Source organism: Candidatus Ruminimicrobiellum ovillum (assembly GCF_002392975.1).
Taxonomy (GTDB): domain Bacteria; phylum Elusimicrobiota; class Endomicrobiia; order Endomicrobiales; family Endomicrobiaceae; genus Ruminimicrobiellum; species Ruminimicrobiellum ovillum.
Genome location: NZ_DGIC01000009.1, coordinates 324,398 through 335,224 on the forward strand (window position 1 = coordinate 324,398; position 10,827 = coordinate 335,224).

The 10,827-nt window shown below is 34.8% G+C and carries 9 protein-coding genes; 3 read left to right on the plus strand and 6 right to left on the minus strand.

What is annotated here, in order from left to right:
• Positions 1-26 precede the first annotated feature (26 nt).
• The 4 genes from B2Y85_RS04410 to pheA all read right to left on the minus strand — a co-directional run bounded on the left by B2Y85_RS04410 (position 27) and on the right by pheA (position 6,393).
• Positions 27-1,286 (minus strand): OmpA family protein, encoded by a 1,260-nt coding sequence (locus tag B2Y85_RS04410; RefSeq protein ID WP_372519260.1) that lies wholly within the window; start codon positions 1,284-1,286, stop codon positions 27-29.
• Between the two features lie 70 nt (positions 1,287-1,356).
• Positions 1,357-4,086 carry a pyruvate, phosphate dikinase gene (gene ppdK / locus B2Y85_RS04415; RefSeq protein ID WP_372519261.1) on the minus strand — a complete coding sequence of 910 codons (2,730 nt, stop codon included), beginning with the start codon at positions 4,084-4,086 and terminating at the stop codon, positions 1,357-1,359.
• 95 nt (positions 4,087-4,181) lie between these two features.
• The gene (hisC, locus tag B2Y85_RS04420) at positions 4,182-5,312 is read right to left on the minus strand and encodes a histidinol-phosphate transaminase (RefSeq protein ID WP_372519262.1); all 1,131 of its coding nucleotides are present in this window, start codon (positions 5,310-5,312) and stop codon (positions 4,182-4,184) included.
• Positions 5,313-5,325: 13 nt separating this feature from the next.
• Positions 5,326-6,393: a prephenate dehydratase gene (pheA, locus tag B2Y85_RS04425; RefSeq protein ID WP_372519263.1), complete on the minus strand. Its 1,068-nt coding sequence runs from the start codon at positions 6,391-6,393 to the stop codon at positions 5,326-5,328.
• A gap of 166 nt (positions 6,394-6,559) precedes the next feature.
• Here pheA and B2Y85_RS04430 point away from each other — a divergent pair, with 166 nt between their 5' ends.
• The 3 genes from B2Y85_RS04430 (at position 6,560) to B2Y85_RS04440 (ending at position 8,941) form a co-directional block, all read left to right on the plus strand.
• Positions 6,560-7,249, plus strand: coding sequence for an iron-sulfur cluster assembly scaffold protein (locus B2Y85_RS04430; RefSeq protein WP_372519264.1), 690 nt, complete (start codon positions 6,560-6,562; stop codon positions 7,247-7,249).
• A 153-nt stretch (positions 7,250-7,402) separates the two neighbouring features.
• Positions 7,403-8,401 (plus strand): GGGtGRT protein, encoded by a 999-nt coding sequence (locus tag B2Y85_RS04435; protein ID WP_372519265.1) that lies wholly within the window; start codon positions 7,403-7,405, stop codon positions 8,399-8,401.
• Between the two features lie 87 nt (positions 8,402-8,488).
• Positions 8,489-8,941 carry a prepilin-type N-terminal cleavage/methylation domain-containing protein gene (locus B2Y85_RS04440; protein ID WP_372519266.1) on the plus strand — a complete coding sequence of 151 codons (453 nt, stop codon included), beginning with the start codon at positions 8,489-8,491 and terminating at the stop codon, positions 8,939-8,941.
• Between the two features lie 94 nt (positions 8,942-9,035).
• Here the strand turns inward: B2Y85_RS04440 and metK are convergent, their stop codons facing one another.
• Both metK and B2Y85_RS04450 read right to left on the minus strand, forming a co-directional pair.
• On the minus strand, positions 9,036-10,211 hold the full coding sequence (gene metK / locus B2Y85_RS04445; protein ID WP_372519267.1) for a methionine adenosyltransferase: 1,176 nt from the start codon (positions 10,209-10,211) through the stop codon (positions 9,036-9,038).
• Positions 10,212-10,290: 79 nt separating this feature from the next.
• The coding region (locus tag B2Y85_RS04450; RefSeq protein WP_372519268.1) for a sugar phosphate nucleotidyltransferase at positions 10,291-10,827 on the minus strand (537 nt) is incomplete at its 5' end.

A 10,827-nucleotide genomic window follows, 5' to 3' on the forward strand; every position in this document is an offset into this window, starting at 1 on the left:
TCTTTTCTCCTGAATATTTTAATTTATTAATCTTCATTTACACCGATATTTTTCAATTCTTCGTCTGTTTCCCGCGCATCAAAATTATTTGTCTCATTACCGCTATCGCTCGTATCTTCACTTTGCGATTTCAGTATTATAATATTTACTCTTCTGTTTTGGGCTCTTCCTTTTGCGGTTTTATTCGATGAAACAGGATTATCTTGTCCGTATCCGACAACACTCAATCTTTCCGCAGGAACTTCGTTTTGAACGAAATACAGATATACGGCTTGAGCTCTATCGTAAGACAATTTAAGATTTTTTTCTTTGTCCCCGGTAGAATCCGTATATCCTTCTATTAAAACTTTGTTTGCAGGATAAGCATTTAAAAGTTTAACAGTTTCATCGAGAGAAGATTTTGCTTCTTTCTTTAAAATACTGTTACCGGACGAAAATAAAATATTACTTGATAAATTAACAACCAAACCTCTCGGTTCTTCTTTTACTACAATTTCGGAAACTTTTCCGACAACCTGTTCAAAAGTTGTTATATTTACGTTTATGGATGTTTTGTTGTTTATAATATCGCTTACGGTTAAAACAACCTTATATTCGCCGGCAGGAACAAGCAAACCGTAAATATCATCTTTACCGTCCCAAGAAACAGTTTGAGGAATTTCGGAAAAGGTTGAAAAATCCCATTCTTTTACAACCTTATTTTTAAAACTATATACTTGCAACTTCGTTTTTGTTTTATCTATTTCGCTCTCATCGCCTATATCAAAATTAAAAACGACATCTTTAACAAACTTGTTGTTTTCTTTATCCAACAAAACAGTGTCTGCCGACGAAGATAAAGATATATAAGGTTCCGTAATATCGGAAACAATTTCATCCGCTTGTTCTATTTTTATATTTTTTTTATTTATTAGCGCCGTAAATATATATTTAAAATTACCTTCGACAAAGTTACCGTTTTGGTCTTTTCCGTCCCATATCAATGTTTTTGGAATTTCTTCTTGACCGGAAAAAGAATATACAATTTTATCGGTCTGTATATTTAAAATATCAAACCGCCAATTTTTTATTTTCATTTTTTCCTGTAAAAGAGAAATTTCAAAAGTTACCGTATCCGAAAAGCTATCATTATTCGGAGAAAATAATTTTTTATCCGAAGAAACGGAAACAAAATCCTTTCCGTCAATAAAAGAAGGTTCTTGTTTTTTTGAAGCATACAAATATGAGTTTACCGATAAACAGATAAACAATAATAATAAAAATAAAACTTTCGTTGTTTTTTTCATCTTTTAAACAATCGGGTTGGTAGTGTTTGCCACCAACCCGATTTTATTCAATTATAAAATTGTATCGATATTATTTCTTTTTCGATACTTTTTCTTTTGCAACTGCTTGTGCTGCCGCAAGTCTTGCTATAGGTACTCTGAAAGGTGAGCAGGAAACGTATGTCATTCCGATAGCATTGCAGAACTCTATGGATTTAGGTTCTCCGCCGTGTTCTCCGCAAATACCGATTTTCATACCTTTTCTTACACTTCTTCCTTTCTCAAGACCCATCTTAATCAATTGACCAACACCTTCCTGGTCTATTGTTTGGAAAGGATCTGCAGGAATGATTTTCTTTTCTTGATAGTCGCCTAAGAAAGCACCAACATCATCTCTTGAGAATCCGAAACTCATTTGTGTTAAATCGTTTGTACCGAATGAGAAGAATTCCGCAACATTTGCTAACTTATCTGCTGTTAATGCAGCTCTCGGGATTTCTATCATTGTACCGAAAGAGTAATCCAATTTTTTAATTTTTGCTTTTTTCAAAACTTCAGCATGAACTTTTTCAACTATAGCTTTTTGAAGTTTCAATTCGTTTTCCGTACATACAACAGGAACCATTATTTCAGGATGAACTTTTTTGCCTTTCTTCAAAAGTTCAACTGCAACTTCAAATATAGCTCTAACTTGATATTCCGTTATTTCAGGATATGTAATACCAAGTCTTACTCCTCTGTGACCCATCATAGGGTTAGATTCATGAAGAGCATCTGCTCTTGCCTTGAATTCATCCAAAGAAATATTCAAGCTCTTAGCAATTATTTCCTGTTGAGCTTTTTCTCTCGGAATAAATTCGTGTAACGGTGGATCCAACAATCTTACTGTTACTGCATATCCGTCCATAGCTTCCATTGTTCCTTTAATACTGGATTTCATATACGGGAACATTTCGTCCAAAGCTTTCTTTCTTTCTTCAGTTGTTGCAGAAGCAATCATTTTTCTTAATGCAAACAAAGGTTTTTCCGAATTTTCACCATAGAACATATGTTCCGTTCTGAAAAGACCGATACCTTCCGCACCGAATTCTCTTGCTTTCTTTGCATCTGCAGGGTTATCTGCATTTGTTCTGATTTTTAATCTTCTTATGGAATCACAAACTTTTAAGAAATCGTTCAAGATTTTGTTCTTGGTGCCGTCAACCATTGCTAATGCACCGTCATAAACAAAACCCTTTGTTCCGTTAAGAGTTATATAGTCGCCTTCTTTAAATTTCTTGGAACCGATTGTCATTGTTTTCTTTGCTAAATCAACACTGATATCAGCACAACCTACTATACAGCATTTCCCCCATCCTCTTGCAACAAGTGCAGCGTGTGAGGTCATACCGCCTCTTGCAGTAAGAACAGCTTGAGCAGCTCTCATACCTTCAACATCTTCAGGGTTTGTTTCTTCTCTAACGAGAATAACTTTTTTACCTTTTTTGTTCCATGCTACTGCATCTTCAGCCGAGAATACGATTTGGCCGTTTGCTCCTCCGGGACCTGCAGGAAGACCTTTTGCCAAAATCTTTGCACCTTTTTCAGCTTTAGGATCTATAATAGGATGTAATAATTCATCTAATTGTGCAGGAGAAACTCTCAATACTGCTTCTTCTTTTGTAATGAGTTTTTCTTTTACCATGTCCATTGCCATTTTAACTGCAGCAGGACCGTTTCTCTTTCCAACTCTGCATTGTAACATCCACAATTTACCTTCTTGAATTGTGAATTCTATATCAAGCATATCTCTGTAATGTTTTTCGAGTTTTTTCTGTATTCCGTCAAGTTCTTTATAAACTTTAGGCATAAACTTTTCAAGAGATACTTCGCCTTTATTTTGTTCTGTTTTTGTTGCTTCGTTAATTGAAGCAGGTGTTCTTATACCTGCAACAACGTCTTCACCTTGTGCATTTATAAGATATTCACCATAGAAATGTGCATCTCCGTTTCCGGGGTTTCTTGTGAAAGCAACACCTGTTGCGGAAGTGTCACCCATGTTACCGAATACCATGGTTTGAACATTTACTGCTGTTCCCCAATCTTCAGGAATTCCTTCGATTTTTCTGTAAGCAATAGCTCTTTTTCCGTTCCATGATGCAAATACTGCTCCGATTCCACCCCAAAGTTGTTTCATCGGATCATCAGGGAATTCTTTACCTAAAACTTTCTTAACTACTTTTTTGAACTCTTCACAAAGTTTTTTCAAATCGTTTGCATCGAGTTCAGTATCTTTTGTTACACCTTTAGCTTGTTTAGCTTTGTCCATAACTCTTTCAAGTTGTTTTCTGATGCCCATATCGTCTGCCGGTTCAATACCTGCAGATTTTTCCATAACAACATCGGAGTACATCATGATAAGTCTTCTATATGCATCATAAGCGAATCTTTCGTTTTTAGTTTTTGCAATTAAACCGGGAAGGGTTTTTGAGGTAAGACCAACATTCAAAACCGTTTCCATCATACCGGGCATTGAAGCTCTTGCACCCGATCTTACGGATACTAAAAGAGGATCTTTCGGATCTCCGAATTTCTTACCCATAATTTTTTCAACTGCTTTCAAAGCTGTTGCAACTTGTTTTTCAAGTTCCTTAGGATAAGTTTTTTTGTGGTCATAGTAATATGTACAAACTTCCGTTGTAATTGTAAATCCCGGAGGGACAGGAAGTTTTACTTTTCCTGCCATTTCTGCAAGGTTAGCACCTTTTCCGCCCAGAAGATTTCTCATACTGCCATTACCATCTGCTTTTCCGCCACCGAACGAATACACAAATTTCGCCATACTTAATCTCCTTGTTTTATTTTATTGGATATAAAAAATATCACTAATAATCTTAAAGATTTTAACAATTACTAAAAATTGTGTCAACCTAAGAATTATTTTTTTAATACTTTTTTTATCTTCTTTAAGAAAAGTTCGTTTTCTTTTCTTGTTCCTATTGTTACTCTTACATAATCATACAACTCATATTCATCCATTGCTCTTATAATCACGCCTTCTTTCAACATATCTTGAAATACTTGTTTACCTTTAAACGGGGCAACCGACATTAAGAAAAAGTTTCCTACGGAATCTATATATTTAATTCCCATTTTATTAAGTGCAGCAAAAATGAACTTAAATTCTTTTCTTACGTGCGCAACACTTCTTTTAACTTGAGATTTGTCGTTTAAACTTGCTATTGCACCTGCCTGTGCAAATTTGTTTACATTAAAAGGAGGTCTTATTCTTTCAATATAATCCGATACGGTTTCACTTACCAAACCGTAACCTACTCTTGCACCTGCCATAGCATAAATTTTCGAAAAAGTTCTAAGAATTATCAAGTTAGGATTTTTTGCCAAATATTTTAATGTATCAGGAAAATCTTTCTTATATGAAGCAAATTCACAATATGCTTCATCGGAAATAACCAACGGTTTTACTCCGTATTTGTTTAAAGGAAGATCTTTTAAAAACTCTTCAAATTCTTTTTTTGTGTTGTATGTTCCGGTAGGATTGTTAGGATTTGTAATAAATACGGCTTTTGTATTTTTATTACAAGCTTTTGCCATAGCTTTTAAATCGTGAACAAAACCTTCTTTCATGGGAACTACTACAGACTTTGCATTCATTAATTTTACTGCCATTTGGTATCTTGTAAAGGAATATTTTGAGATAACAACTTCATCTTCGGGATTAAAATATGCTCTTGCGATAATTTCTATAAGTTCATCGGAACCGCAACCCACAATAATATTATTGATTTTTAATTTATAGTGTTTTGCAAGTGCCATCTTAAGTTCCGTTGAATTGAAATCAGGATAAAAATAAACTTTATCAGCCATATCTTTCATTGCTTTAACGGCTTTTTTGGAAGGTCCCAACGGATTTTCGTTTGAAGCTATTTTTATTATGTGTTTTAAGCCGAGTTCTCTTTTTAATGTTTCTATCGGTTTACCCGCAACATAAGGTTGAAATGTTTTACAAACTGATCTTGCCAATTTTCCTGCATCAAATTTTCCCATTTTCTTCTCCTAATTATAAATCGGATTTCGGGTATGAGCCCAAAACTTTTAAAAATATACAATGTTCTTTTATGTTTTCAAGTGTATCTGTAACTTTTTTGTCGCTTACATGCCCTTCAAAATCTATAAAGAAAATATATTGCCAAACTTTTTTCTTCGTAGGTCTTGATTCGATTTTTGTTAAGTTTATTTTACTCTTACTGAATTCCGACAAAATATTGTATAAAGTATTAACCTTATCTTTAATGGTAAAAATTATACTTGTTTTATCTTTACCGGTTTTACTCGATGTATCGTGTCCCAATACAAAAAATCTTGTCCAATTATCTTTACTGTCTTCAATAGATTTAACCAGAATATTTAAGTTATAAATTTGTGATGCGACTTCCGAAGATATCGCTGCGGCTTTAAAATTTTTTGAAGCAAGTTGTGCGGCTTGTGCGGTGGAATTTACCGGAAAAATTTCGGCATCGGGCAAATTCTTATGCAACCAATTACTGCATTGAGATATAGCCTGATGATGAGAATAAACAACTTTAATATTTTCAAGCTTTGTCTTGGATAAAAGGCAATGAGATATTCTCATATTTATTTCGTTTACAACTTTCAAATTTGTATCCACAAGCTCATCCAGAGTCGTATTTACGGAACCTTCGTTTGAATTTTCTATTGGAACAACGGCATAATCGGCTCTTTGTTTTTCAACTTCTTCTATAACATCCGCCAATCTTTTTACGGGAACAAAATCCGCTTTTGAACCGAACAATTTTAGGCTTGCCTGATAACTGAATGTTGCTTTAGGTCCCAAATATGCAACCTTCAATTCAGATTCCATCCCCCTGCAAACACTGATAATTTCTCTGTATATACCGGAAATATCCTGTTTACTTAAAGGACCTTTATTGTTTTTTATAAGATTGTTTATTACTTCCGTTTCCCTGCTCGGGACATAAACGGACGAAGAAGATTGTTTTATTTTGCCTATTTCAACAGCCGTTTTTGCTCTTTCATTAAGCAAATCTAAAATTTTCTTATCTATACCATCTATTTTTGTTCTATATTGTAAAAGTTTATTTTTCATATGTGTTTCCGTAAAAAATATGGCATTTATTATACTAATATAAAAACTTTTTTTCAAAATTTTATTTTTTCATTTGCAAAAGAGCACCGCTTTTTAGTAAAATCAGTTAGTTTTAAACATAAAAAAGTACAAAGCATAAAAAACAAGAGGTGGCAAAATGAGTTGTATGTGTTCAGAAGAAGTAAAAAAAATGTGCCCTGTAACAAAAGGTGCCAAACACGGTCCTGCACCGATACCTGAAGAAGGTAAATGGGTAAAAGCAAAAGAAATAACAGACATCAGCGGATTAACGCACGGAGTAGGTTGGTGTGCACCGCAACAAGGAGCTTGCAAACTTACACTTAACGTTAAAAACGGTATAATAGAAGAAGCTCTTGTTGAAACATTAGGTTGTTCCGGAATGACACATTCTGCAGCAATGGCAGCGGAAGTTTTATCTGGTAAAACATTGCTCGAAGCATTAAATTCCGATTTGGTTTGCGATGCAATCAATACCGCAATGAGAGAACTTTTCTTGCAAATAGTTTACGGAAGAACTCAAACGGCATTTTCGGAAAACGGACTTCCCGTAGGAGCAGGTCTTGAAGATTTAGGTAAAGGTTTAAGATCTCAAGTAGGAACAATGTACAGCACAAAAGAAAAAGGTGTAAGATATTTGGAAATGGCTGAAGGTTATGTATTGGAAATAGGTTTAGACAAAAATTCCGAAGTTATAGGTTATAAATATGTTCATATCGGTAAAATGATGGAAGCCATAAGAAAAGGTATGGACCCGAAAGAAGCTTTGGAAAAAAATACGGGAACATACGGAAGATTTAACGAAGCAGTAAAGAAAATCAACCCAAGACACGAATAGAAAAATCGCAAAGCGATTTTTTAGGGATGGATGTATGGAAGGATAGAAAAATAGAGACAGCAGGTGAAAGGGTGAATGGGTGAAAGGGTGAAAACTACAAAATACAGCAAATCCATAAGCCACAAACTATAAACTAAATTAACGGAGTGAAATATGGTTACATTTGAAGGATATGAAAGAAGAATAGATAAAATAAATGCTTGTATGAAAAAATACGGCATAAAAGATTTGGAAGATGCAAAAGCAATTTGCAATGCAAAAGGTATAGATGTTGAAGCTATAGTTAAAGGTGTTCAACAAATAGCATTTGAAAATGCAGTTTGGGCATACACTTTAGGTGCGGCAATAGCAATAAAAGAAGGTGCAAAAACGGCATCTAAAGCTGCGGAACTTATAGGTATCGGCCTTCAGGCATTTTGTATTCCGGGTTCCGTTGCAGACCAAAGAGCGGTAGGTTTAGGTCACGGAAACTTGGCAGCAATGTTACTTAGAGAAGAAACGAAATGCTTCTGTTTCTTGGCAGGTCACGAATCTTTTGCAGCAGCAGAAGGTGCAATCGGTATTGCAAGAACGGCAAATAAAGTAAGGAAAGAACCTTTAAGAGTTATTCTTAACGGTTTAGGTAAAGATGCCGCTTACATTATTTCAAGAATTAACGGTTTTACCGCTGTTGAAACGGAATATGATTATCATACCGGTAAATTGAATATAGTAAGCGAAAAAGCTTTCTCCGACGGAGATAAAGCAAAAGTAAAATGTTACGGAGCGGACGATGTTTCGGAAGGTGTTGCTATAATGATACATGAAGGCGTGGATGTTTCCATTACCGGAAATTCCACAAACCCTACAAGATTCCAGCACCCTGTTGCGGGAACATATAAGAAATGGGCAATTGAAAACGGTAAAAAATACTTTTCAGTAGCTTCAGGCGGCGGAACGGGAAGAACTTTACATCCCGATAATATGGCTGCAGGTCCTGCATCTTACGGTATGACAGATACTATGGGAAGAATGCACGGAGATGCACAGTTTGCAGGTTCATCTTCGGTTCCGGCACATGTTGAAATGATGGGGCTTATCGGTATGGGTAACAATCCTATGGTAGGTGCATCGGTTGCTGTAGCAGTTGCGGTTGAACAAGCAGCAAAATAAAGTAAATTTTTCGTATATAACATTACAATAAATACTTGACACTTTTATTCAAATAGTCTATAATGAGAGTGTCGCAAGTAGAAAAAAATGTTAAAAAAAATAAAAAAAAAGGAGAGGAAACAAATGAAAAGAGCAAAAGGTTTTACGCTTGTTGAGTTGGTTATCGTAATCGTTATCGTTGGTATCTTGTCTATCGTAGCTGTACCTATTTACAGAGGATATACAAGAAAAGCTATGGGAACTGAAGCAAAATCATTGTTAGGTTCTATCCAAACAGCACAAAAAGTTTATTATGCAGAGTATGCAACTTTCTTGAATCTTGGAACAGAAAGTTCTTTTAGTGAAGCATTGGATGTTGATGCAAGATCAAACAAATACTTTAAAACATTTAAAGTAACCACAATTGGAGATGCTACCAATCCTGGTTTCCAAGCTGAAACTACAGGTGATGATAATTCAGCTGCAAGCGGTATTTCTATGACATTGAAAGCATACAAATCAGGCGATCCTGTATGGACAGATGCCGGTTTGAATAGCTAATTAAAAAAAAGTTATAAACACAAAAGAAACGGTAATTTTAAAGTTACCGTTTCTTTTTTTATGTATAAATTTATTAAAAAAACAAGAAATTTTATTAAATCAAAATTTCTGTTAATTTTTTTATTTCGTCAGCTTTGTTTGTTTGTTCCCACTTAAAATCTTTTCTTCCGAAATGCCCGTAAGCTGCAGTTTTTGTAAATACGGGTTTTCTTAAATCCAAATATTTTATTATGCCGTCAGGTGTTAAAGGAAACAGTTTCCTTACTATAGGTTCAAGCAAATTTCCCGCAACCTTTCCCGAATGGTGCGTATCCACCATAACAGAAACAGGTTCCGCAACACCTATAGCATACGCAAGTTGAACGGTACATTTTTCTGCAATACCGGAAGCAACGATATTTTTTGCAATGTGTCTTGCCATATAACAGGCACTTCTGTCTACCTTTGTAGAATCTTTACCGGAAAATGCGCCTCCTCCGTGCGCAGCCATACCGCCGTAAGTATCAACTATTATTTTTCTTCCCGTAAGGCCGGTATCCGCCTGAGGACCGCCTACTATAAATTTGCCCGTAGGATTTATGTGTATTATTGTTTTTTTATCTATTAAGTTACCTAAAACCGGTTTTATAACTTTATCGAAAATTTCCTGTTTGGCTTTTTTTGTAATTCGGTTACCGGATCTATCCAAAATTTCGGCAGTATGCTGAGTAGAAAGAACTACGGTATCTACTCTGTAAGGTTTCCAGTCTCTATATTCTACCGTAACTTGAGTTTTGCCGTCCGGCCCTAAATATTTTAATATATTCTTTTTCCTTACTTCGGCAAGTCTTAAAGCAAGTTTATGTGCCAACATTATAGGTAACGGCATTAACTCTTTTGTTTCTTTACATGCAAAACCTATCATTAACCCTTGGTCACCCGCTCCGCCAGTATCAACACCTTGAGCAATATCGGGAGACTGTTCGTTTATGGTATCTATTATTGCACATGTTTTATAGTCAAAGCCGAACTTTGAATCGGTATAACCTATATTTTTTATTGCATTTTTTATTATTTCTCTTTTATTTATTTGAGCTTTTGTAGTTATTTCCCCGCCTACAACCAAAAGTCCGTTGGAAACAAAAGTTTCGCAAGCTACCCTTGCTTTATCATCCTGCTTTAAAATTGCATCTAAAATGCTGTCCGATACAATATCGCAAATTTTGTCGGGATGACCTTCCGTTACCGATTCGGAAGTAAAAAACCATCCCCTTTCTTCTTTTTCTTTCATCTATCTATCCTCTTATATTTTTCTTTCTTAAATTTCAATTATCAATTTTGTCTTTTATTGTAAATTATAAATTGCCGTTTTATTTTATATTAAACAACAATCCGTTATAAACAGACAATTTGCTCGGAACGGTTGTTCCTATTATACTTGAACATAATTTCGCTTTTTTACCTATTACCGTATTACTCCAAATGATGGAATCTTTTATTATCACATCATCCTGAATTTTAACGTTGTCTCCGATAACGGTTCCGTTATCGATAACCACATTTTTACCTATTTTACAGTTTTTTCCGATAACCGATTTACCTATAAACTTGACGGTTTTATCTATTTTGCAATCGGTATCTGCAACCGTTTCCGCATTTTTTAATTTTTTACCGTTTATTTTAACGGAAATCTTTCCGAACAAAGCATCTTTCATACCTTGCTTATACTCTTCAATATTTCCTATATCCGTCCAATATTCGTTCATTAAATAAGCGTATATCGGCTTTTTTAATCTTAACAATTTCGGCCACAAATCTTTACCGAAATCGTAAAAACCGTCCGATATATACTTAAAAATTTCCGGTTCAAAAATATAAATTCCCGTATTTACCGTATCCGAAAAAAA

Excerpts from the sequence above, each read along its gene's own strand:
- B2Y85_RS04410 (WP_372519260.1), bottom strand. The coding sequence starts at position 1,286 with ATGAAAAAAACAACGAAAGTTTTATTTTTATTATTATTGTTTATCTGT.
- metK (WP_372519267.1), bottom strand. The coding sequence starts at position 10,211 with ATGAAAGAAAAAGAAGAAAGGGGATGGTTTTTTACTTCCGAATCGGTA.
- hisC (WP_372519262.1), bottom strand. The coding sequence starts at position 5,312 with ATGGGAAAATTTGATGCAGGAAAATTGGCAAGATCAGTTTGTAAAACA.
- ppdK (WP_372519261.1), bottom strand. The coding sequence starts at position 4,086 with ATGGCGAAATTTGTGTATTCGTTCGGTGGCGGAAAAGCAGATGGTAAT.
- pheA (WP_372519263.1), bottom strand. The coding sequence starts at position 6,393 with ATGAAAAATAAACTTTTACAATATAGAACAAAAATAGATGGTATAGAT.
- B2Y85_RS04440 (WP_372519266.1), top strand. The coding sequence starts at position 8,489 with ATGTTAAAAAAAATAAAAAAAAAGGAGAGGAAACAAATGAAAAGAGCA.
- B2Y85_RS04435 (WP_372519265.1), top strand. The coding sequence starts at position 7,403 with ATGGTTACATTTGAAGGATATGAAAGAAGAATAGATAAAATAAATGCT.
- B2Y85_RS04430 (WP_372519264.1), top strand. The coding sequence starts at position 6,560 with ATGTGTTCAGAAGAAGTAAAAAAAATGTGCCCTGTAACAAAAGGTGCC.